At 41.7% G+C, this 24,886-nt stretch carries 19 protein-coding genes and 1 pseudogene; 12 read left to right on the forward strand and 8 right to left on the reverse strand.

Annotated elements, in window-relative coordinates; all coding sequences use genetic code 11:
• From ACT3SX_RS07135 to purF, 8 genes and pseudogenes are all read left to right on the forward strand, one after another.
• Positions 1-190: pseudogene (locus ACT3SX_RS07135) on the forward strand (IS982 family transposase); the annotation flags it as partial.
• An 87-nt stretch (positions 191-277) separates the two neighbouring features.
• Positions 278-862, forward strand: a complete 585-nt coding sequence (locus ACT3SX_RS07140; RefSeq protein ID WP_413038436.1) for a nitroreductase family protein — start codon at positions 278-280, stop codon at positions 860-862.
• A gap of 125 nt (positions 863-987) precedes the next feature.
• Positions 988-2,277 carry an NAD(P)H-dependent glycerol-3-phosphate dehydrogenase gene (locus ACT3SX_RS07145; protein ID WP_192518729.1) on the forward strand — a complete coding sequence of 430 codons (1,290 nt, stop codon included), beginning with the start codon at positions 988-990 and terminating at the stop codon, positions 2,275-2,277.
• Positions 2,278-2,361: 84 nt separating this feature from the next.
• Positions 2,362-2,820 (forward strand): SixA phosphatase family protein, encoded by a 459-nt coding sequence (locus ACT3SX_RS07150; protein WP_192518728.1) that lies wholly within the window; start codon positions 2,362-2,364, stop codon positions 2,818-2,820.
• A 533-nt stretch (positions 2,821-3,353) separates the two neighbouring features.
• Entirely contained in the window at positions 3,354-3,782 is a 429-nt protein-coding gene (locus ACT3SX_RS07155) for a DUF4870 family protein (protein WP_442069654.1), read from the forward strand.
• Positions 3,783-3,940: 158 nt separating this feature from the next.
• Positions 3,941-4,975, forward strand: coding sequence for a quinone-dependent dihydroorotate dehydrogenase (locus tag ACT3SX_RS07160; RefSeq protein ID WP_192518726.1), 1,035 nt, complete (start codon positions 3,941-3,943; stop codon positions 4,973-4,975).
• A 120-nt stretch (positions 4,976-5,095) separates the two neighbouring features.
• A complete protein-coding gene (locus ACT3SX_RS07165; protein WP_192518725.1) occupies positions 5,096-5,593 on the forward strand; it encodes a CvpA family protein in 498 nt (165 codons plus the stop codon).
• Between the two features lie 231 nt (positions 5,594-5,824).
• Entirely contained in the window at positions 5,825-7,360 is a 1,536-nt protein-coding gene (purF, locus tag ACT3SX_RS07170) for an amidophosphoribosyltransferase (RefSeq protein WP_192518724.1), read from the forward strand.
• A 201-nt stretch (positions 7,361-7,561) separates the two neighbouring features.
• Here the strand turns inward: purF and ACT3SX_RS07175 are convergent, their stop codons facing one another.
• From ACT3SX_RS07175 to yajC, 6 genes are all read right to left on the reverse strand, one after another.
• A complete protein-coding gene (locus tag ACT3SX_RS07175) occupies positions 7,562-7,921 on the reverse strand; it encodes an AzlD domain-containing protein (protein WP_192518723.1) in 360 nt (119 codons plus the stop codon).
• Positions 7,911-8,573, reverse strand: a complete 663-nt coding sequence (locus tag ACT3SX_RS07180; RefSeq protein WP_192518745.1) for an AzlC family ABC transporter permease — start codon at positions 8,571-8,573, stop codon at positions 7,911-7,913. Before ACT3SX_RS07180 ends, ACT3SX_RS07175 begins: the two co-directional genes overlap by 11 nt.
• Positions 8,574-8,759: 186 nt before the next feature.
• The gene (locus ACT3SX_RS07185; RefSeq protein ID WP_192518722.1) at positions 8,760-10,172 is read right to left on the reverse strand and encodes an MATE family efflux transporter; all 1,413 of its coding nucleotides are present in this window, start codon (positions 10,170-10,172) and stop codon (positions 8,760-8,762) included.
• Between the two features lie 215 nt (positions 10,173-10,387).
• Positions 10,388-11,653, reverse strand: coding sequence for a protein translocase subunit SecF (secF, locus tag ACT3SX_RS07190; RefSeq protein ID WP_192518721.1), 1,266 nt, complete (start codon positions 11,651-11,653; stop codon positions 10,388-10,390).
• A 9-nt stretch (positions 11,654-11,662) separates the two neighbouring features.
• Positions 11,663-13,540 (reverse strand): protein translocase subunit SecD, encoded by a 1,878-nt coding sequence (gene secD, locus ACT3SX_RS07195; protein WP_192518720.1) that lies wholly within the window; start codon positions 13,538-13,540, stop codon positions 11,663-11,665.
• Positions 13,541-13,909: 369 nt separating this feature from the next.
• Entirely contained in the window at positions 13,910-14,188 is a 279-nt protein-coding gene (yajC, locus tag ACT3SX_RS07200) for a preprotein translocase subunit YajC (protein ID WP_192518719.1), read from the reverse strand.
• Positions 14,189-14,685: 497 nt separating this feature from the next.
• On the opposite strand from yajC, the gene ACT3SX_RS07205 reads away from it, so the two are divergent.
• From ACT3SX_RS07205 to ACT3SX_RS07215, 3 genes are all read left to right on the forward strand, one after another.
• Positions 14,686-15,852 carry a CNNM domain-containing protein gene (locus ACT3SX_RS07205; RefSeq protein ID WP_413038435.1) on the forward strand — a complete coding sequence of 389 codons (1,167 nt, stop codon included), beginning with the start codon at positions 14,686-14,688 and terminating at the stop codon, positions 15,850-15,852.
• Positions 15,853-16,304: 452 nt separating this feature from the next.
• Positions 16,305-16,799, forward strand: a complete 495-nt coding sequence (locus ACT3SX_RS07210) for a hypothetical protein (RefSeq protein WP_192518718.1) — start codon at positions 16,305-16,307, stop codon at positions 16,797-16,799.
• 364 nt (positions 16,800-17,163) lie between these two features.
• Entirely contained in the window at positions 17,164-19,965 is a 2,802-nt protein-coding gene (locus tag ACT3SX_RS07215) for a LysM peptidoglycan-binding domain-containing protein (RefSeq protein WP_192518717.1), read from the forward strand.
• 284 nt (positions 19,966-20,249) lie between these two features.
• Here ACT3SX_RS07215 and ACT3SX_RS07220 read toward each other — a convergent pair whose 3' ends face one another.
• On the reverse strand, positions 20,250-21,458 hold the full coding sequence (locus ACT3SX_RS07220) for a transglycosylase SLT domain-containing protein (protein WP_192518716.1): 1,209 nt from the start codon (positions 21,456-21,458) through the stop codon (positions 20,250-20,252).
• A gap of 1,024 nt (positions 21,459-22,482) precedes the next feature.
• Positions 22,483-23,307, reverse strand: coding sequence for a Nif3-like dinuclear metal center hexameric protein (locus ACT3SX_RS07225; RefSeq protein ID WP_192518715.1), 825 nt, complete (start codon positions 23,305-23,307; stop codon positions 22,483-22,485).
• A 256-nt stretch (positions 23,308-23,563) separates the two neighbouring features.
• Between ACT3SX_RS07225 and ACT3SX_RS07230 the strand changes: the two genes are divergently transcribed.
• The gene (locus ACT3SX_RS07230; protein ID WP_192518714.1) at positions 23,564-24,883 is read left to right on the forward strand and encodes a S1C family serine protease; all 1,320 of its coding nucleotides are present in this window, start codon (positions 23,564-23,566) and stop codon (positions 24,881-24,883) included.
• Positions 24,884-24,886: the final 3 nt, after the last annotated feature.

Here is a 24,886-nt window from a genome sequence, read left to right on the forward strand (position 1 = left end):
TCGCCGTATCGTTGAAACAGTCATTGGTCAGCTATCAGAACGATTTAATATACAAAAGGTACGAGCAAGAGATTTATGGCATTTGTCTCATCGATTGATTCGTAAAATTCTGTCACATAATCTATGCTTTGTACTCAACAAAAAACTTGGTAATCCGCCTCTTCAGTTTGATTTGCTTATTTCAAGTTGAGAGTGGGGTAACAAATAAGGAGTAGCAATGACTACATCAGACAACAATGATAAAAAACTGTCTATCAAAGACGTGACCACTGACAGTATGCCGATTACTAGTGAAGAAATGATTGGCTGGATCAACTCAAGACGCAGTATGGGTAATCTGGATGCACCAGCACCCACTTATGCACAAGTTAAAACAGCGATTGAATGTGCGACCACAGCACCAGATCATAAGAAGCTACAGCCCTGGCGTTTTGTTGTGACACAAGGTGATGCGCGTCATGAATTGGGTCGTGTATTGGCTCGAGCGGCCCAAGAAAAAGCGATACAAGAAGGAGAGGTGTTGTCTGAAAAAGACATTGAAAAAACTGTTAATATACCGTTGCGTGCGCCAATGATTATTACAGTAGTCACTAAAATGCAAGCGCACCAAAAAGTTCCGCCTTTTGAGCAAATACTCAGTACTGGTGCTGCTGTACAAAATCTTATTTTGGCTCTTAAAGCGCAAGGATATAGTACCGTATGGCGTACTGGTCTATTGTGTAACGAACCAGCGGTGAAAGCCTATTTTGATGTTGGCTCAAATGATTATGTAACGGCCTTTGTTTATACTGGTACCAGTCCTGCAGATGAAGCCACACGTAAAGCAACTGATATTGAGCCATTAGTAAGGTTTGAGTCATAATGCCTTTGAGTACTTTTTGTTTAATAACGTTATCATTTAAATAGACAGTCAGTCTCAGCAGCTAAAAATACCCAAGCCATGACAAGTTCTATTAATGATCGGCCAGTCAACACGGATACAAGAATATGACCAGTTCTAATGATAGCAATAAAAAAACCACTAACGATAACAGCGCCACCGATAACCATACGCCTGAAAAGCAAAACAGTCTGTTGGCAGGTATTATCGAGCGTGCGGCCAAATCAGGTATTGGCCGTAAGAAGCTAAATCCTAGTGCAGTAGAGGCAGCAGTCGCAAAAAATATGGCAGAGATTCATAGCAATCCTACCAAGCTGCGTTTGGCATTTTTGGGCGGTGGTAGTTTTGGTACGGCAATGGCAAACTTAGCCGCACGAAACGGTTGTGATACCACGCTATGGGTGCGTAATAAGCGCACCGTAAAAGCAATGGCAAAAACTCAGACCAATAAAAAATACTTGCCAGGTTATAAGCTGGATGATCGCTTAAAGTATAGTCATGATTTGGCAGCATCGGTCAAAGACAAAGACATTATCTTTATTGCAGTGCCAGGTTTGGCATTCCGAGAGACCTTAAAAAATATCGCGCCATTTATCAGTGGACAGTCGATTGTGTCATTAACCAAAGGGATGGAAAAAGACACCTTTGCAATGATGAGTGACATTATTAAAGATGTATTGCCAGAAGTGAATTTCGGTGTCATGTCAGGGCCGAACCTAGCGATAGAAATCATGAAAAACATGCCGTCGGCGACAGTTATCGCTAGTGAATCTGAGCCTTTGCGCCATGCTGTTCAGGCTGCACTACACAGTGCGTTCTTTCGAGTGTTTGCCAGTGATGATGTCAAAGGCGTAGAGCTAGGCGGTGCACTCAAAAACATCTATGCAATTGCGATGGGTATGGCAGCGGCGTACGATGTCGGCGAAAACACCAAGGCCATGATATTGACCCGTGGTTTGGCAGAAATGAGTCGTTTTGGTGTGGAAGCAGGTGCCAATCCACTCACGTTTTTAGGATTGTCAGGCGTCGGCGATCTGTATGCCACTTGTAGCTCAGAGCTGAGTCGCAACTACCGCGTGGGCAATATGCTCGGTCGGGGTATGAGTATTGATGCAGCAGTCAAAAAACTGGGCCAGACAGCCGAAGGGGTTAATACCATTCAGCAAGTGCATGAGAAAGCCACTAAGCAAGGTATTTATATGCCTATTACTCATGCGCTTTACGCCGTCATCTACGAAGACAAAGCAGCATTAGGTGTAGCGTTACATCTCATGGAAGCAGGGTTCCGAAGTGACGTTGAGTTTGTGATGGCGCATGATCATAGCAATGCAGCATTGACTGAACAAATGAAGACGTCGAGCGATGAAGATATAAGTGGTAATACTGATGGTCAGTAAAGCACTGTATATTAAATTAAGGCACTGTTTTTAGGTGGGTTATTCTGAGCATAACATCATAATGATAGTGCAGTAAGGAAGCGTATGAAAATTATATTAGTACGTCATGGTCAAGCAGAAGATGAGTCACGTCCTGATAGTGCTCGCCAGTTGACTGATTTTGGTCGACAGCAAGTGGCACAGACGGCAGAGTATGTGACGACTTATTACAGCCCTGATTATTTCGTTGTCAGTCCTTATGACAGAGCACAACAAACATTAGCGGAGTTTCAGTTACGCGCGCAAACCGTGTCGTCGGTTGTGCAGGACAATATCACGCCTGCTGATGATGCGCGACAGGCACTGATAGATATTGGCAATATTGATGCTGAATGTTTGGTTGTTGTGTGTCACATGTCTATCGTTGCTTATATTGCTGGCTTGCTAACGGGTGATTATCCCGAGTCGTTTTCTTTAGCAGAAGCAAGGGTATTTGAGATGGATTTTGTGATGGCTGGTATGGCAAAGGAGGTTGACCGTTTTGTACCAGATCAACCTTATTAGGGTCTGTTGAACATTCAAATATTAGGACTGCTGATCGCTAAAATTGCACCAAACTAGGCGCAAGTCGACGATAATGTCGAGACCTTGGCTAGGATTGCAACAACGTTTGGGGTGATTTTAGCCTCAGCCTTTCAGGGCAGTGCTATTTTTTGCCAATATATGGCGAAATTGTTTAACCTAGAATGACTAGGTCTCAAAAATTTCACTGCATATTGTCTAAAAAATAGTCACTGCCAGTACCACATTTGAATGTTCAACAGACCCTAATCGTTGCTTAGGACTATCGCTCATACTTTAAAATATATATTGTATTGGATTTAAGTATATTCTATCGCTTGTTTGCTGTACCTGCTGGAGATAACCTTATTGAAAAACGGTCGGTTTGGCACAATTAAGTAATTATTAGCCACTGCCACATATAGGGTTTTACAATGAATGACTTTCCTAATCACAACAGGGATGAGCGGCTTCGTACACAGACGAATACTGCTGATAATGATAATTATGAACCTCTACCGCAAAGACATCATAATATGACGAGTAACAATGTGAATGATAATATGAGCGCTGATAAGCGCAGTTCTCTCACCACTTATAACCACATTACTTATTTTTTATATGTGGTCAGCTATTTTACAGCAGGGCTGCTTTGGATTTTGCCAATTGTGATGAACTATGCCAAGCGTCATGACGCTGATGGCACTTGGTTGGCGACGCATTTTGATTGGCAGATTAAGACTTTTTGGTACAGTGTCGTTTGGTTTGTAATCGGTATAGTCATCATAACATTTGCCTTGGGTGGCTTTGGTGTCAGTATTTTAGCTGATAGTAGCCATACCGCTATTGGTTCATTGCTATTGGCTGGATTTGGTTTGCTGATTATGACATTTACTTTTATTTGGCATCTATATCGTATTGTTCGTGGCTGGATAGCATTGACTGATAGTCGTCCTGTGCCTTAATAACCCTTGTTTTGCCATTCATCTATAGATGCTACCGTTTCATGAAATTTTCCGCATGAAACTTTGCTCTTATTTCTGTTAAGCTGATATAATCGCAGCGCTCGATTTTATTCGCACTTTCCACTCACTATTTCTTTTTAGCAGGGTCTGTCATTACTATGTCTTATGCCTTACTTCGTCCTTTTTTGTTTAAGATGGATCCCGAACACGCCCACGAGATGACCTTGTCTTTACTGGATAAAGCTCATACAGCACGTGTTTTAGGTTTGGTGTATGGCCAGTCGATGCAGCCAACAGACTGCATGGGGTTGCAGTTTGCCAACCCAGTTGGTTTAGCTGCGGGACTGGACAAAAATGGCGACTATATTGATGCGTTGGCTGAGCTGGGTTTTGGTTTTATAGAAGTGGGTACGGTTACCCCAAGGCCTCAGATAGGTAACGATAAGCCAAGATTGTTTAGAATAAAACAGGCAGATGCCATTATTAACCGTATGGGTTTTAATAATCAAGGTGTCGATTACCTGATCGAAAATGTTAAACGTTGCAAGTATAAAGGTAATATCGGTATTAATATTGGTAAGAATGCTGATACGCCAGTAGAGCAGGCAGCTGATGACTACGTTTATTGCTTAGAGCGTGCCTATCCGCATGCCTCCTATATTACTGTTAACATCTCTTCGCCAAATACTAAAAATTTACGTGACTTACAGAGTGGCGAAGCATTGACTCAGCTTTTAGATACCATCAAAAATCGTCATAGCCAATTGGCGACTGAGTATGGTTTTTATGTACCATTGGTACTGAAAGTTGCTCCTGATTTAGAGCCGTTACAAGTAGACTATATCTCACAGCAGCTGATAGATTTTGAGATTGATGGTTTGATTGCGACAAATACGACTTTGGGTCGCGTTGGTGTAGAGGATTTACGCGATGGAGATCAAGCGGGTGGCCTATCTGGTCGTCCTGTGAGCCATATTAGTACGCAGATTTTACAACAGTTTTCTGATCAGTTAGATGGTAAAGTTGCGTTGATAGGTGTTGGTGGTATTGATAGTGGTGTCAAAGCGGTTAAGAAAATTGAAGCAGGTGCAGACTTGGTACAGCTTTATACAGGTCTAATTTATCGAGGACCTGGCTTGGTACAGTCTTGTATTCAGGCAATCGGCGGCTATTACGATGCTATGGAGAGCTAAGCGACTCGCTAAGGCATTATCGTTTGAATAACCAAAATTATTTGAATAACCAAAAAATTACCTTGTCATACGATTTAAGTAAACACTTGATAAAAATAAATAGGGTATGAGGCACAAAACATGAGTGGTCTAGATATTGTGATTGCTATTGTTGTCTTAGTTGGCTTATGGCGCGGCTTTCAGGCGGGATTGATTAAGACGGCGATAGGTTTAGTTGGTTGGTTGGTTGCGCTTATCGCTGCGACACGTTTGGCAGGCGTGTTTTCACCTCAGCTATCTGGTATTGTACAAAGCCCCGTTTTACAAATGGCCATGGCGTTTGTATTGGTAGTGATTGTTATATTAGCAATCATGCACTTAGTCGCGTTTGTATTTTCGGGCGTACTCAAAACGTTACGTCTAGAAATCATTGATAAGATGGCAGGTGGTGTTCTTGGTGCCGCCAAAAACGTATTGATGGTCTTAGTTGTTTTGAGTGTGAGTGCACCGTTATTGGTACAGATGCCGCAATGGCAAACCTCAATATTGGCGCCCGAACTAATGCCTTACGCACCGATGGGTAAGGCATTGGTTTCAGATGTGCTTGGTATGGCTTGGGATCAAGTTAATCAGTCATAAGATAGTTCTTGAAAAAATAATTTTTGGTCGCAGTTAAGCTCCATAAATCATTCACTATGATTTATGGATACTTGTTTTTTGACAGCCAAAAAGATAAGTAGTTGTTAAATATTTAGTAAATTTTATCAGGTCGGCGGCAAGTGATAGCGCACATTTTTGACAGTGTGTTGCTAAAAACCTTGCCACTATGTAGTACTAATACTAATGTATGGGTAAAAATAGGATATAACTATGTGTGGAGTCGTTGGGGTTGCAGCTCATGAGCCAGTCAATCAGATTCTTTATGATGGCTTAACGATGTTGCAGCATCGTGGACAAGATGCGGCAGGTATCGTAACTTTGCAGGATGGACGACTCTATCTACGTAAAGAAAATGGTATGGTTCGTGACGTTTTCTTGAATCACCATATGATAAAACTGGTCGGTAAGTTCGGTATTGGTCACGTGCGTTATCCAACGGCGGGTACTTCTAGCAGTGCTGAAGCTCAGCCATTTTATGTTAACTCACCTTATGGTATTACGCTTGCACATAATGGTAACTTGACCAATGCTGAAAGCTTGGCCAAATCTTTATACATCGAAGATCGCCGTCATCTGAATACTGACTCAGATTCTGAAGTATTGCTAAATGTCCTTGCTCATGAAATGCAAAATCTAGGCAAAACCAAAGCAACGCCTGCCGATATCTTTGAAGCTGTAACCGCAGTTTATGGTCGCGTTGAAGGTGCTTATGGTGTTGTTGCACTCATTACTGGTCATGGTTTACTTGCTTTTCGTGATCCAAACGGTATCCGCCCGCTCATTTTTGGTAAACGTATGGCACCAAATGGTGGCACCGAATATATGGTTGCTTCAGAGTCAGTGGCATTGACAGGTTCTGGGTTCAGCATCATTCGTGATGTCAAACCTGGCGAAGCTATCTTTATTGATTTGGATCATAAACTACATACTCATCAGTGTGTAGCGCCAAAAGAGTACACTCCTTGTATTTTTGAATATGTCTATTTTGCTCGTCCAGATTCAATCATGGATAATATTTCAGTTTATAAAGCTCGCTTGCGTATGGGTGAAAAGCTAGCAGATAAAATCATGACAGAGTGGGGTGACAATCACGATATTGATGTGGTAATTCCTATCCCAGATACCTCACGTACATCAGCGATGGAATTAGCACTCAAGATGAATGTTAAATACCGTGAAGGGTTTATGAAAAACCGCTATATCGGTCGTACGTTTATCATGCCAGGTCAGCAGCAACGCAAAAAGTCTGTCCGCCAAAAACTCAGTGCGGTACCGTTAGAATTTAGAGGTAAAAACGTACTGTTGGTTGATGACTCTATTGTTCGTGGTACGACCTGTCATGAAATTATCCAGATGGCTCGAGATGCTGGTGCTAATAAAGTATTTTTTGCTAGTGCTGCGCCGCCAGTTAAGTATCCAAACGTTTATGGTATTGATATGCCAGTCCGCAGTGAGCTGATTGCATCAGGCCATACTGTGGAAGAGGTGCGTGAAATAATTGGTGCTGATAGACTGATTTTCCAAGATTTAGATGATTTGATTGATGCGGTAAAAGACACCAAGCATAGTAGAGTTGAAGGTTTTGACTGTGCTGTATTTAATGGTTGTTATATCACCGGCCAGATCAATGAAGCCTATCTTGACCACCTACAAGAGCAACGAAACGATACAGCCAAGACAGGTAAAAGAAGAGTTCAAATAGTTGCTGATACTCCAGTCGATATGATGGGTGTCGAAGAGCAGTAAGTAATAATTGTTCTAAAAAATGGAAGTTAGAAAGCATTCTCAGAAAATAAAAGGCCAGATTCTTACTAGAATCTGGCCTTTTTTATCGTTAAATATAGCGATACTGGCTACATTTTGCGTAGTCTCTATCTGCGTAAGCGTTACACATGGTAGGCTTGTGATTTTGACACAGCCAATCATACCTTTTAGGTTTGATATAATTTAGCCCCATAAGATAGTAAATAACCACAGAAATCCATTAATGGCTGCGATACCGACAATCATACTGACTAATAATTGACGGCTAATATGATAAACAAATAATACCAATATTAGCGCACCAACTTGAGCCATTAGTAAATGTAGCTTTGCACTGTCTAATCCTGTAGTTGCAGATAGATCGTTATAAGATAAGCTGGTTAAAATGAGTAACACCATGACTGATAACGGCAAACTTTCATTCAATCGGTGTAGCCAAGGTGTGTCTAATATTTTTTTTGGTATCAATGTGGGAAGAGCGCGAGTCATGAAAGTAACAGCAGCCATAGCAAACGTTGCAATAATAAGATAGCTACTGCTCATCAATATCTCCTTCCATATTGCTTTTTTCTTTTATGTCTCGCTGTACCCAAAATCCACGCACTAAAATCAGCATCATACAAATACTGATGGCGACCAATAACAACCAATTACTGGTAAACAAAGACGCTACTACTAATGATATTACGGCAATACCTATTGGGAAGTAGCGTTTGATGCTTTGAAATTGTTCATAGGCCAAAATAGCAAACAAACAAACCAAAGCAAAATCCAAGTGAGGTACCAAGTCGCTGAGAGTGCTACCAATCATAACACCGATAGCACCTGCTAAAACCCACCAGCTTTGGTTAAAGAGACTGATTGGCAGTATTAAAGACGGACGTACGGCTTTAGGTAAGCTCGTCATCACTGAAAACGTCTCATCAGTTAGTGCAAATAAGCAATAGGTTTTGGCCAGTTTGTTTTTGGGCAGGTATTGTAATAATGGCATACCATAAAATACGTGGCGTAAATTGATCGCGGCGATATTGGTTGCGATATTGCCAATTGGTAATCCAGCACTTAGCATAGGCAAACATGCATATTGAGCTGCACCAGCATATAATACGATACTGAGCATAATCGTTGCCCATATAGGAATGCCAGCCACTTGAGCCAGTACTCCAAAAGCAATACCCGCAGGTAAGTAACCCATTGCGACAGGCAAGCTTTTTTTAAACCCTTCAACCCAGTCATAGTTGGTTTTATATGTGTTAAGCAATTCGTCTGAATGAGTTGTCACATCAGATCCTAAAAGTAATTTATAGAAAAGGTAGGTAATCTAATTTGTCTTTATAAGAGACAGCTATTTATAAGAGGTAGTCTTCAGTGAAAGACAAGCTTAACTCTCTGGTTGTAGTTTTTCATAGCTGCCACTTTGATGAGCACGGTATAAAAAAATCCCTAAAATGGCCAGTCTGAGGAGTAATAGAGCCCAAATGCTTAGCCAAATACCTGTAATATCCCACTGTTGATAAAGCAGCTCACTCAGTGGGAAGAAAATAGTTGCTAGTATCAATGCGGCATTACGAATGACATTGCCTGCTGTTAAACCAAAAAATATACCATCTAACCAATAAGCGCCAACGCCGACGAGAGGTAGCAATACAGCATAAATATGATACTCATAAGCCAATGTAAAGACAGAATCAATATTGGTCATAAACTGCAAGTAAAAGGGCATGACTAGCCACCATATCGCGCTCAACGTAAGGGCAAGACCATAGCTAACAATACCTGTGCGCTTGACGATAGTACGAAAACCCGTCCAATCACGTCGACCAGCTGCTTGGCCACTTAGTGTCTCGGCAGAGACAGCCACACCATCGAGAGCAAAGGCTGAAATACTCAATACTTGAAGTAAAATAGCATTGGCGGCTAGTATGACATCACCACTTTGTGCAGATAATCGAGTAATCCAAGCAAGGCTCAAAGTTAGGATTAAGGTGCGAATAAAAATATCTTTATTTAATGAAAATAGCCTAAGCATTTTATCTTTTGTGAAATACCGATAGTCTGTAACAAACATAGCCTGCCAAGATATTCGCAAATGCTGACGACTTAACGCTAGTGCCAATATTACACCACACCAAAAAGCAATAGTGGTGCCCAAAGCCACACCCGCCAAACCCATCTGCATCGTAAAAACAAAAAACAACGTCAGAACAATATTAAGTACGGCGATAAATCCTTGTTGGTAGAGCATATAGCGTGTTTTACCTTGACCAGCAAACCACCCTATAAAAGCAAAGTTCATCAACTCAGCGATAACGCCCCAAAACCTTACATCCAAATAAGAGTGTGCAGCACTGCCGCTGTCTGGGTTGGCTGACAAAGCCTGTAAGCCAAAATCAATCAACCAAGGTTTTGCCAACAGTAAAACAACCCCGATAATAAATGCCAGCAATAAAGCACGTTGTAAGATCGACAGTAGGGGGGATGGGCTTAAATTCGCTGTTATATTCCTATTAGAATTATCAGGAAGACTTGCCATCTGCCCTAAGGCTTGTGCTGATAGTCCAGATGAGGCGTACTGTAAAAAGTTAAAACTGACAAGCAATAAAGACAGTAATTGTATCGCCAAACCCATACCAGCAAGCTTTGCCGTATCATTCATATTGCCGACGATCGCGGTATCAATAACGCTCTGTAATGGCATGGCCAGATTGGCCAGTAATACAGGCAGTGCAATAGCAATAATATGCCTATAGCGGGTATCTATGGAGGACAAAGGGTTAGATGGCGTCATCGTCATTTTTGGCTCGTTTATACTAAAAGTACAAAATATTGAGGATAAGGTAATGTGTTTTTTAGAGCAAATACCACTACAAAGATAAAAGCACCTAGACTCACTATTGATGAGTCAGGTGCTTCTATTCAAACGTTATTACTATTATTTATAACGAATTTTACATTTGTTCTAACACTTTAGTCAGCTACTCGTATGATTGAATGATATGAAATCCTGTCTTATTCAAACATTTTTGGATCATCAAAAGTGACGATTTCTTCTTCAAACTCTGGTTTTACTTTTACGATAAAGTCATCACGCGATAGACCCATACGCAAAGGAATTGAACTTGCGATATAAGTGGATGAGTAAGTACCAGCAAGTAGACCAATGAAGAGTGCAACTGAGAACCAGTATAGACCATCACCGCCTAAGAACAGCATGGCTAATACGACTAACAAGACCGTTGAGATGGTCATAATCGTACGGCGCAAGGTTTCGGTCAATGACAAATCGATCGTCTGTTCTGGCGTAATGCCACGAACACGGCGGAAGTTTTCGCGGATACGATCATAGACCACAATCGTGTCGTTCAATGAGTAACCAATCAATGCCAAAATAGCAGCTAAAACAGTTAAGTCGAATGGAAAGCCAAACAAAGCAAATACACCGATGGTGACAATCGCATCATGAAATAGCGATAGCACTGCACCAAGTGATAGTTTGAATTGGAAACGTAGGGCAACATAGCCAAGCATACAGGCCAATGCTAATGCTAATGACATAACGGAGTTTAAATAGACTTCGTTACCCACTTGGCTACCAATAATATTAATATTGCTAATTTCAGCATTGTTATTAGGCAGTGCTAATGCGTTATCAAGGCTATCGTTGAGTCCATCCACACTGTCTGACTGAGGCGGTAAGCGTATTAGTAGCTCTTGAGATGTCCCTAGATACTGTACGACGGCATCATCAAAACCATTGTCAGCTAGGGCATTAACCACGTCAACCTGCTCAACAGATTGCTCATAACGCACATCTGCAGAGACACCACCAGTGAAATCAAGCCCTAAGTTCAACCCATTTACGGCGATAGCAATAATACTACCAATGACCATCAATAAAGACAGAAGCGCCATAGGTTTTTCTATCTTCATAAAAGGAATAATGCGTTGGTTGCCAATGGCTTTGATACCGCCTTCAGCTTGTGCGGCCGCATCATCTTCAGCATCATTGGTTTCTAAGTTAGAAACCGTGGCCTGAGTGTTAGCCAATGCTTGGCTGTCTTTATCAGTGCCTTTTTTACCACTGCGACGAGTTTTACTTTTACTCGATGCCGCTGTGGTAGGGTTATTGGTCTTTGTATTGCTTCCCTTGCCATCACGGCGTGGTTTTTTGCGGCGGCGCGTGTTTGTGCTATTTGCATCACTATTTGAGCCGCCTGAACCATTTCGATCTGGATTGTTCTGTTGTTCTAAAGGGTTATTCTTATCGATCGCCATAGTATTCTCCTAACCGATGCTCAAACGTTTGATAGATTTACGTTTACCGTAAGCAATTTGTACCAGCGCGCGTGTTACTAAAATGGCTGTAAACAGCGAGCTGACAATACCAATAGCTAGCGTAACCGCAAAGCCTTTAATCGGACCAGTACCAATCGCAAATAAGATAAATGCAACCAGTAAAGTGGTGATGTTGGCATCGAAAATACTACTAAAAGCACGGTCAAAACCTGCCACGATTGCTGACTTCGGTCGTACCCCGTTTGCAATCTCTTCACGTATTCGTTCGAAGATCAGTACGTTTGCATCAACTGCCATACCGATGGTCAAGACAATACCAGCAATGCCGGGTAGGGTAAGTGATGAGCCTAAAATAGACATAACAGAGATAATGATAATAACGTTCACTGCCAACGCTATATTAGCGATGACACCAAACAGACGATAGAAGACAATCATAAACGCAAAGACTAGCAAGTAGCCGACTTGCGTAGAAAATAAGCCTTTTTCAATATTGTCTTGACCCAGTGATGGGCCAATAGTGCGCTCTTCTACAAAGTACATAGGTGCAGCAAGCGCACCTGAACGTAGCAATAAAGCAAGCTCAGCGGCTTCAGCACTACTGTCTAATCCAGTAATACGGAAAGATGAGCCTAGGACTGCTTGAATGTTGGCACGGTTAATTATTTTAGTCTCAGCATAAGGCGTTCTGACTTCTGTAGTCTCGCCAGTCTCTGGGTCTTCTTCGTACGTAATTCTTTGCTTGTTTTCGATAAACAGTACCGCCATCTGTTTACCTACAGCGGTACGTGTAGCGTTCTGCATCAGCTTACCACCAGCACTATCTAAGGTGATGCTGACTTCAGGAGATCCACTTTCATCAATACCTGTTTGTGCATTGGTGACTTTGTCACCAGCGACAATCGCCTGACGTTCGAGTAATACAGGAGGGCCATCTAACGTTTCAAATGGGAATGCCTCAGTACCAGCTGGTGGAATACCGCCTGTATAGTTGTCAGCATCGTCAGCGACCATACGGAATTCAAGGTTTGCTGTACGTCCAAGAACACGTTTTGCTTCGGCAGTGTCCTGTACCCCTGGCAATTCTACGACGATGCGGTTAGCGCCTTGAGATTGTACCAAAGCTTCAGTAACGCCAAGCTCAGCAATACGGTTGCGTAGCGTCGTCAAGTTTTGATTGACCGCATAGCTGTTTATCTCGTCTAATGTCGCATCATTATACGCTAAGATTAATGTCGGACCTTGACTGTCAATAGAAGACTGCAAGCTAAACGTGGTGCCCATCGACCCTTGTAAAACGTTTTGTGCACGGTTGCGAGTATCTGTATCAGCGAAATGTATTACCACGCTTTGACCTTCGGTCTTAATGCCTTTGACCGCAACTTTTTCAGCACGCAGCTCGCGCCTCATGTCGCTACTCGCACCAGTTAAACGCTGTTCGAGCGCTTTGTCCATATCGACTTCTAGTACAAAACGTACACCGCCACGTAAATCGAGACCAAGTTTCATCGGTTTTGCACCGATATCACGTAGCCACTGAGGTGTTGTCTGTGCTAGGTTAAGTGCGACTACATAGTTCTCACCTAAGTTCTGACGCAGTACATCTCGGGCTTTTACTTGATCAACAGAGTTGTCAAGACGCACCAGCGCACTGTTGCCCTCAAACGTACCATCGTGGGTATTTAAACCCGCTTCTTCGAGCAAGGTTTGCGACTGTGTTAGTATCTCTTCAGACAGCTGTGTACCTGCTGCTGCACTAGTAATCTGCACAGCAGGTTCGTCAGGGTAGAGGTTAGGAGCAGCATATAGGCCGCAAACCATTAGTACGACGGCAATAATTAGGTATTTCCAAGCGGGATATTGCATAATCACTTCTTTAAGTTGATAAACGACTGGCAACGTAGGCCACAAGTTAGCAGATGGGAAGTTAGCGAACGCAATGATTTAATGCTGTATTTAGTAGCAAACATCATGTGCCATTGCGATCATCCGCGGTGATAGTAAAGCAAATAATACAGAAATGTTTTTATGTAATTATCGGAAGTATCCTTGATAAAAATGCATAAGAACAGCAAACCCAAAAGAGCAAATAAAGACTATTTATAAGTTTATAAAACTGCTTTGCCTCACTACTTTATAGCGAAAAATGACCGTAAATAATATACGGTCATTTTTTAGTCATTACATCACATTTATTGATGATATGACCATCAAACAATCATTAAGAAAAAACGATTAAACGCTTTCGATAGTGCCAGCAGGCAATACTGAAATAACAGATGCACGCTGTACTTTGATATCAGTATTGTTGTTTAAGCTAACAACCGCATAATCACCTTCTAAGGCTTTGATACGACCCATTAAACCGCCCGCAAAAATAATTTCGCTGCCAACAGTCAACGCATTGACCATCGCACGATGCTCTTTAGTACGTTTAGATTGTGGACGAATCACCAAGAAGTAAAAAATGGCAAAAAATGCGATTGGTAATAAAAGTTGACCGAACTGTTCCATATCTCTCTCAATAAAATTATAGATAAAAATAAAATTAGACGCATAGTAACAAAAAATCCCAGACTTGGTAACTGTTAATCATAAGTTGAGTGTGTTTTTCTTAAGGTAGGTAGGACCTCGCTAGGTACTATTGCCATTTGTGGTTTAGGATGTGTTGAACCTAGTCTAGTCAATATGAGGTCATAGTAGCGTAATAAAAGGTATCAAAAAATAAAGACTTAAAAATAGTGACTTATTGTGAAAACTTAGCATCAATGCTACTATCAAATGGCAATATTTGGCTGCATTCAGCCCACTGTTTATTGGGATATAATAAATATTATTATTCCTTTTCCTCTTTTCTGTTTAGGTTACCCAATTTGTTCACCACTTTTATGTTTGCACCTCATTTATGTCGTCCACGCGCTTGTCGCAAAGACGAATCTGCAGAACCTCCTCCGACACGCTATTTAAGGCGTATTGGTCGTACTCAGTCAGTATTTGGATTATCGGTACTGATGGCCATACTCATGATGCTATTGCCATATCCTGCTTTTGCAGCTGAGGCATCAGCAGAGCCGACAGCCTTTAATATCTTACTATTGATATTTTTTGTGGTTATTGCTATTGGTATCTCATTTGTCTGTTCCTTAGCTGAATCTTCATTACTCAGTATGACACCGTCTTATATTGCTGACGTTCAAGAAAATAATCCTAAAAAAGCAAATATGCTAAGACAGTTAAAGGTTGATAATATCGACCAGTCATTGGCAGCTATTTTGACATTGAATACAGTGGCCCATACACTGGGTTCTATCGGTGCAGGTGCACAGGCGACGATCGTCTTTGGTAGTGCTTGGTTTGGTCTGTTTTCTGCCATTATGACATTGGCGATTTTATTTTTATCTGAGATTATTCCAAAAACGCTTGGTACGGTTTATTGGCGTCAGTTAAGCGGCATCGTTGCCTATTTCGTCCGTGGCATTATCTTATTGTTGTACCCACTTATTTGGATCTCAGAACGTTTGACAAAACTACTGGTACGCGGCAAAGAACCACAAGCGTTCAGTCGCCGTGAGTTTGCAGCTCTTGCCAGTATTGGTGAAGAATCAGGACAAATTGATCCTTTAGAGTCGCGAATTATCCGTAATTTACTAGCATTTGGTGCTATTAAAGTCGAAGATATCATGACACCACGTTCGGTGATGCTTGCATTTGAAGAAAATAAAACTGTCGCTGAGTTGTTGGTTGATCGTCCAAAGCTAACGTTTTCACGGTTACCTATTTATGATGGTGACTTGGATAATATCACTGGTTTTGTATTAAAAACAGATATGTTATTGGCGAAAGTGAATCATGCTGTAGATAAGCCATTGACCCAGTTTAAGCGTGATATTACTTTTGTATTTTCAAAAATGAAACTATTTGACTTATTAGAATTGATGCTCAAAAATCGTGTACATATTGCGATTACAGTCGGTGAGTATGGTGAAGTCAAAGGCTTGGTTACTTTAGAAGATGTGTTCGAGACATTACTGGGTTTAGAGATTGTGGATGAAATAGATCGCGTCGAAGACATGCAGGCATTGGCACGACAAATGATGGACAGACGAGTAGAGCGTTTGGGTATGAAGCTCAGTGATGATGAACAAGATGAAAACAATAGTTCAGACAGTAAGTTGTAGAATGGACTAGAGTGTGTTTCTATTTTAAAAATGCTGATAAAAATGAGAACATAGAATGAAGCTTAATTGTATCTAGCTGTTTGGATCTTATTTAGATGGGTTGTGGTTAATGTTAAGCTGCTCGCTAGTAAACATAGCCTATCGAGTATTCGCAATAATTACACAGGGTGTCACATAGCTGTGAGATTTGAATGATAGGCTCATCCTATGGTGTAACAACGCTGTCGCTACTACTGAAAAAATAGTAGGGATATATGCAGTAATGACAATGATTGTTGTAAAAAATGGTTGTTGTAAAAACAGTTACATGTATCTTATTAAAGGTAAGCGTGTGAGCAATAGAGCTCGCTTAGTTTGTTTTTTATATAAATATGCATGTGTTTAATGAAATGATAGAAACAGGTTAAGCATCGATATACGACAACAACGAAATAGTATCGCTAAGGATTATCATGAAACGATTATGGGGAAAGAGGCTTTTGGTGCTATTGATGAAAAGTACCAGTGTGGCCGCTGTAGTTGCTGTCGCAAGTTCTGTGAGCATCAGTGCGCAGGCGGCGACCATGACCGAAGCTTTGGTACAGAACTATGCATCAGCGATGAAGTCATCAGCGAACAGCCAAAACGTCACTCAGGTGTCTCGTCTCGTCTCTGATGATGCGCTGATTTCATTGTCTAGAAAGGGTAAGTCTACCAGCTTGGATAAAGATGCCTATTTGAAATTGTTACAAGACAGTTGGAATGACACTTCTAATTATCGCTATGACATCTCTGTAGATAATATTGTCATTACAGGTGATAAAGCCAAAGCAAATGTAACAACCAATGAGAGCTGGGTAAAGGATGGTCGAACAGTCTCTTTTGTCACCACATCAAGAGTGACATTAACGTTATCAACTGGTAACGCGGTACTGCTACGTGCGGTATCACAGATTACGATTAACTAGACTAGTCATTAGGCTGTGTTTTCAAAATGAGGACACACCCTAGCAGTTGAGCCCTGCTTTACGATTGTGTGAATGATTTAGCCATTGAAAATCAAGGCACTGAAAAAGCCACTGAAAATATATCGATATTCAATAAATATACTCAAAATGACCGTCATCATTTATTGATATTCAATGATGGCTGATAATGTGGACGTCTTAATGAGTGATTGGTCAGTTATTTTAGTTGAGAAATTTGGACACGACTAAACTCAACTTATGACTATTATCTTTTTATATTAGCTGGTCTTTACGCTATATTGCATACTATACTATCAAACAATTCTATCTCATCACTTCTTGTCGTTAGGAAACTTTCAATATCATGTCTACTGTACCATCAACCTCTCGTTCATTTATCGCGTTACCATTGACGCTTGCCGTATCAACGTTACTGATTAGTGCTTGTAGCAGTACGTCAACAGTAACAAATAATGGTACAACCAATAGCTCGTCTGTCATTACTAAACCTGCTACCAATCAATCTAGTGCGACGAGTGATGATTATTCGACCGAATTTTTGGATGCAGAAAGTTTGGATGAATTGGCTGACTTATTAGAAGCCACTGATATGACTATGGTAGAAGGTAATAAGCTTGCTATTCAACAATATGGTGATTTATGGAATCGCCTACGTGCTGGTTATCGCATGAATGGTGGTCAACCTATCTATAATCAGCGTATTGAAGGACAAAAGAGCTGGTTTACCAGTAGACAGGATTATCTTAATCGTTTGACGGCACGTGCCAGTCGCTATATTTATCATACCGTACGAGAGGCTGAGCGTCGCAATATTCCGACAGAGCTCGCTTTGTTACCCGTGATTGAGAGTTCGTATGATCCAAGTGGTACTAGTAGCGCCGCCGCCGCAGGTTTATGGCAGTTTATCCCAAGTACTGGTCGTATTTATGGCTTGAATCAAAGCAGTACCTACGATGGTCGCCGTGATGTGATTGAATCAACGCGTGCAGCTTATGATTTCTTGACTGCATTACACAATCAGTTCGGCAGTTGGGAGTTGGCATTAGCTGCTTATAATGCAGGTCCTGGCCGCGTACAAAAGGCTATTGAGGCGAATGAAGCTCAAGGATTACCGACCGATTACTGGTCGCTCAGACTACCTACTGAAACGATGAACTATGTACCACGCTTCTTGGCCGTTGCTGAGATCGTTGCCGATCCTGAACAGTATGGTGTTTATCTACCCGCTATTGCCAACCGTCAGCATTTCCGTAGTGTGCCGGTTAATTATGGCGTTAGCTTGTCTGAAGTAGCGCAATTGACAGGTGTGAGTTATGATGAGTTAGAAAGATTAAATACAGCGCTAACATCTGGAAGAGTGGACACTTCAGGCCCGCAGCGCATTATCATCCCTAATGATGTGAGTCTGAATGTTGATGCGAAATTAAGTGAATTGAGAGGTAATGGCACAGGTAATGTGCTTGCAGCAGCAACGCCAAGCACGACAGAAACCACACCAAGTTATAATAACAAGCCATATTCTGTTTCTTCATTACCATCTACTGGTAATGAATTGGCTGATTATGCTGCAAGTGCCAGCGTACCTCAGCAGACAACGAGTTATATCTCACCATCGACCAGCAGTTCTTCATATGGCAATAGCTCAGCGTCGTCTGAGCCTCCATTGACGACTGAAGAGACCAATAAAATCAATGCTGAGCTCAAAAGTAGTAATAGCCTACCAACCACTTCGGCACAGATCACACCAAACAATACTATTGTACAAGAGCCACCACTAAGCAAAGCAGAGCGTGACTTTATTGCCAATCAAATTCGTAGTAACTCATCTGAAACTGATGTGATTAATGCAGATGGCAATATCAATCTATCCGCTGTACAAACACAGCAGTCTGTTCTAGAAGCTCGTGGTGAAGAGAAGAAGCTAAGTTTTGCCCAGACGCCAGTTAGTAAACCAAAACCAGAAGGCACACGTACAACCTATACAGTCAAGAGTGGTGACACGTTATCTAATATTGCTAGCCGTGCTGGTGTGAGCTGGCGAGATATCGCAGAATGGAACCAAATAGATGCCAATGCCAATCTATTATCGGGTAGTACTTTGTATTTATACAATGCTAAAACCATTGAGCCGCTGAGCAGTGCGAGTAGTAATGTCAAGGAATCAGTAGCGACGACACCTGCTGAGCCTTCTACTAAAACCACTCAATCAAGTACAGCCACTAAAAACTATACAGTAAAATCGGGTGATGGTTTGATTGCCCTTGCGCGTCAGTTCAATATACCAACCACTACGTTAGCCAGTCTTAATGGTATCAGTACGACAGATACTCTGTATGTTGGTCAGACACTTAAAGTACCTGAGAGCGTTGACTTTAAAGCTACGACAAACACTACCAGTAGCTCTAATAACCAAAGCAGCGCAAGTTCAGTCGCGACGACTAACTATAAAGTGAAATCGGGCGAGACTTTGATTGGTATTGCTAATAGTCTTGGTATTACTGCAACAGAGCTTGCTGCGGTGAATAGTAGCTTTGATGCCAACGCTCGGTTGCAGCGTGGTCAAACTATTAAAGTACCAGCTTCCAAAGAGCTTGTAGATCGTCAGCTGAATGATAAGTCAGTCAGCTATAAAGTCAAATCTGGTGATACCTTAACGGGTGTGGCCAAACGTTATAATATTGGTTTGAGTGATTTGGCATCAGCGAACAACCTACAAACCAACTCTAACCTGATACTTGGTCGTACGATTACCATTCCTGCCAGTGGTAGTGTGACTGCTAGTAAAAGCAGTGCTACTAGTAGCAGCAATAATAATACCACGAGTAGTAATGGTCAGAAGCTGAGTAATACCGAAAATTATACCGTCAAATCGGGTGATGGTTTGATTGCCTTAGCACGTAAATTTGGGGTCTCAGTAGCAGACCTAGCAGCAACCAATGGCTTGGCAACTAATGCACAGCTGCAACGTGGGCAAACATTGAAAGTGCCAAAAATGACGGTTAGCTATACGGTTAAGTCAGGAGACAGTTTGATTGGCTTAGCACGTAAATATGATGTATCCACCAAAGAGTTGGCCGATATGAATGATATTGCTGCAGATACTATGCTACAGCGTGGTCAGCGTCTGACAGTGCCGAATCGTTGAGAATAGATTTGCGATGATAGTAATGATCAATCTTGTGAGAACTGCAAAAAAAATCTGCTCTTTATAAGAGCAGATTTTTTATTTTTAAGCCTACCAAGTGTCTTAATATAGTCAAAGAAACATAAAACCGATACGATTGTATTATGGTGCTACTGGTATAAATTTTACTTGCTTGCTGTATTCATAGAGGCTGCGAAAAACTTATCCCAGCAGCACTGTAGCGATTTAAAAGTACTTTGACTATATACGAATTAATGACAGGTTCTCACTCAAATTTATTATGATTAGACCGTTTGAGTTTTAATAGTCTCTAGATAACTTCTGATGTTACTCACATAATGCATCGCTTGACCATAGCGGCTATTAGACGCTCTGTTTTCGGCCAGATATGCATAAACGTTAGCCCAACTTTTATCATCAATTTCTTCGGCTCTTAGCTTGCGCTGAATGCTTTTGATGGCATTGGGGCCCATGTTATAACCTGCTAGTGCAAACCAAATCCGGTCAGATTTTGGTACATCAGAAAACTCATCTTTCATCTGCTCTAAATAACGCGCACCGCCACCGATACTTTGATAAGGATCAACGCGATCCGACACGCCCATTGCTTTGGCAGTGTTATTGGTCAGCATCATTAGACCACGTACACCTGTTGGTGAGACAGCATTGGCATCAAGGTGTGACTCTTGATAGCCCATGGCAACCAATAATTCCCAATCATGATTGTAGTTACGTGCTTGTTCTTCAAAAGAAGACTGGTAGTCGGGCAGCTTTTCTGTCAGGGTTTTTTTGAAATGATCCTGACTATAGGCATCTTTTAGCAAGTTTTGGTTATAAAAAGCTGCCAGCTTTTGTGTGTTTTGTAGTTTAACGCTATCACACAAGAAGTAACTGGCTTTTTCTGACAATGGGTCGGTTGATGAGTTGAATGTCCAACTGACCTTTGGATGCAAGCCATTCTTAGTCAGGCTAGCATCGTAGCCACAACTGACATTGACAGAAGATAAATTATATTTGCTCTTTAGCTGAGTACTGGCTGTTGTTAATGCCATATCCGCAGCTCCTGATCGTAAGGCTTTTAGTGCCGCTTCCTCACTAGCATAGGCCTTTAGATTGACATTTACACCTAGCTCATCGGCATAGCTACGCACCAAATCAAAGCCAAAACCATGTTGAAAGCCATCAGTGGCAAAGTAGGTACTGTCGCCTGGTACAGCAGCGACTGTTAATGTGCGCTCCAACATGACATGGTCATAGGCTGGTACAGGTGCACGCATTATCGTTAAACTCTCAGCAGGTAGTGAGAGAAGGGCGATACTAGAGACTTGTGCCAACTTTTTGGTTCTGGCCAAGCGGGTAGATATGGTAGGGGTAACGGATGAAACGATGTTACTTTCAGTGTTCAGCAGGCGTTTAGATGGACGCAGTAAATAAGAAATACGGCGTTTGGCCCCTTGCGCAGATACTTTTACACGATAAGTAATACGCTGCATGGATGTCTCCTAATTTTAGCCGTCCTACTTACCCAAAAACATGAAGCAAATGCTTGCTAATAGAGGCGCAAGCACCGAAATCATATTTAGACAATGTCATACTTTTTAATTATATAAGTACGATATTGCTTGTTTAATGCTACTGTCGAACTTTAGATACGTTATTTGCATCATTGTCATTGCTTTTGAACCAGTCCGTTATCTGTTTGCGTCAATTTCTAAAAATATAAACGCATATAAAACACCGCAAAGGACGTAAATCGTATGATTCCTTCATGGGTGTTTAGATAAGGCTAACAGCAAAACAGTAGGGTATTAAACATATAGCCAAAGCAGCTCCAAACTGCCTCAACTATAGGTAAGGTCATGAAATAAGCTATTGAAACAAAGCATAGAAGTGAATCAGGAATCTATACGTCTGATTTCTCTACGCCAATATAGGTAGACCATCTACTCTTAAAATAATAAGTGGCAGAGTGAACGGTATCTATATTTTTTGTTCAGCAACAAGGGTCAGCGAATTAACCTAATCGATAGTCAATAGAATACCTATTAACACAGACCATCAATCAGATATCACTAAGCTCTTGTTGCGACACTAAAATAAAGAGACATTATGCAACTAAAATACAATGTTCAATAGACCCTAGACATTGTGAAAACATAATGTACTCTTTGGTCAGTCATTCACTGCTTCGTTGACCGTAATAAGTAGCGAAGTTGTAAAGACTTACCTCATTTAAGCGCCATAACCGGAAGCTATAGTAAATGGGACGCCTCATGACAAGACGCTCTTTGCTCGGGTAGTAATATGAAGATATTTTCTAGATTATTCAAGTGTGGTTAAGGAAATAGCGAGAAAACTTAACAATCAAACGACAGATAATCAAAATACGGCTCTTTTTTGGTGCATTTATTAGCATAAAAATACCGATAAGTCGTTGATTGTAAGAATAATAATCATTATTGTTTTTGGTCTTAACTTAAAAAGCTTAATGTCAAGCAAGCTGTCATGACTGCGATGTTATGCAGGGTTATCAATATCAATAAAGGTCACAGGCACATCAAATTCTTGAGATATGATATGTCCCAATGCTTGAATACCACCACGTTCTGTCGCGTGATGACCACAGGCAAAATAATCAATCCCAAGCTCACGTGCGATATGTGTGGTGCGCTCTGATATCTCACCAGAGATAAAGGCATCGCAGCCCATCAATGCCGCTTGTTCAATCATGTCTTGGGCGCCACCAGTACAGATACCTATCCGTTCTATTAACCTATTACTGGTCTTAGTAGAAGAGTCTGCATGATAATCAGCTGCGATATGTAACGGCGAGCGACCCAATGCTTGAGTGATTTTTGCAATGAGATCGCCAGTGCTTTGGGGCGTGCAAGTAGTAATATTGCCAACTGGATGTGACTCATTGGGATAAAGCGCACCAGTGACAGTCAGCTGCAACGCTTCAGACAACTTGGCATTGTTGCCGATGATAGGGTGTGCGTCAAGCGGTAGGTGATAACCAATCATAGAAATGCCATGTTGCATCAATTTTCGAATGCGTCGACCTTTCATACCAGTGATCGTAGCAGGTTCACCTTTCCAAAAATACCCATGATGTACCATAATAGCATCGGCATTCTCTGCAATGGCCGCATCAATCAAGGCTTCACAGGCAGTCACACCAGTGACGATACGCTTAATAGACTGTCCACCATCTACTTGCAAGCCATTAGGCGCATAATCTTTGAATGCATGGGCTGATAAGTAATCATTGCAAAACTGTGTCAGTGCTTCTGCTGTAATGGACGTATTGGATGTTGGTGTTGAAGTGTCGATAGCTGTCATAGTGAGCCCTTATCATTGTTGCAGTTGTTTGAACAATTGCAACTCATCAATAGTTTTGTATAATGACCATTTTAACATGGTGGTGTAAAAGAGTAGACAAACTGACTAACTGAAATGGTACACGATACGTTACTATTTGGTATTGTTGGCGGTTATAATTTGTGTGTATGAGCTGGCTTGATTGACTAGGCTCTCAGGGCAATGGTCTCTCTTTATCTATTATCGTCTGTTTGCATAAAATTTATAGAGGTTTTATATGTCGTCATCCCGAAGCACCAAAAATAAAGCATCTCTATTAAGGTGGTTACCTTGGGTTTTATTGTTGCTGGTTTTAGCAGCATTTATCTGGTTGTTCACGAGTATGAAAACAACGTCAGAGGCGACGTGGGAGCCACCGAGAAGTACACCAACTGAACAACAAGCATCAGAACCCGTTTCGGATACGCCAGCTCCGATTTCTTCTTATCATGATGCAGTGGCCCGTGCATCACAGTCGGTGGTCAATATCTATACCACGCAAACGGTAGCCGAGCATCCTTATATGAATGATCCAGTGTTGCGCCGTTTTTTTGAGTTCCATAGTGGTCCTTCACAAGAGCAAGGCAATACCAATTTGGGCTCAGGTGTGATTGTATCAGAAGATGGCTATATCGTGACTAATGCCCATGTCATCGAAAAAGCAGATGAGATTACCGTTGCTTTCACCGATGGTCGTAAAAGTCGCGCTAGAATCGTTGGAACCGATCCAGACAGTGATTTGGCGGTTATTAAAGTTGATCTAGATGGGCTGACACCGTTAGGATTCCGCGAAGACCCCATTCGTGTCGGTGATTTGGCACTTGCTATTGGTAATCCATTCGGTGTGGGGCAGACGGTGACCCAAGGTATTATCTCAGCGACTGGTCGTACTGGACTAGGGGTGAATAAGTTTGAAGACTTTATTCAGACTGATGCTGCTATCAACCCCGGTAATTCGGGCGGAGCATTGGTTGATGCTCATGGTGAGCTAGTCGGTATCAATACCGTAATTTTCTCACAGTCTGGTGGCTCTCTAGGTATCGGTTTTGCCATTCCTACCTCTATCGTAGAGCAGGTCATGAATGCCTTAATTAAAGATGGCAAGGTGAGTCGAGGTTGGTTGGGTATTGAGGTGCAGTCGCAGCTTCGTGATCCGACTCAGTTAGAGACATCAACAGGTGTAGAAGTCCTGAATGTCATCGCTCAAGGTCCAGCGGCCAAAAGTGGTCTTAAAGTTGGTGATGTGATTTTGACCATTGATGGAATTGAGATGACTGATGCCAATACGCTCATTCAATATGTGGCTCGAAAGTCGCCTGATACGGCACTTAATGTTCAGGTACTGCGTGATGGTAGTAACAAACAGGTCACGATTAAGCTAGAGCAACGTCCAGAACAAGAGACGCTTGAGCTACCTGTGGTGGCAGAAGGTGAGAGTCTGGGACAACCTTATTTACAACAGGAACAGCCAAACGCACCAATGATGTCAGAAGCAGAGCGTGACCGTATGCGTGAAGAGCTGCTGAAGTTGTTTGAAAACAACGGTGCTCCTCAATAGCAG

Origin of the sequence: Psychrobacter sp. AOP31-B2-9 (assembly GCF_052378005.1) — a bacterium.
Taxonomy (GTDB): Bacteria; Pseudomonadota; Gammaproteobacteria; order Pseudomonadales; family Moraxellaceae; genus Psychrobacter.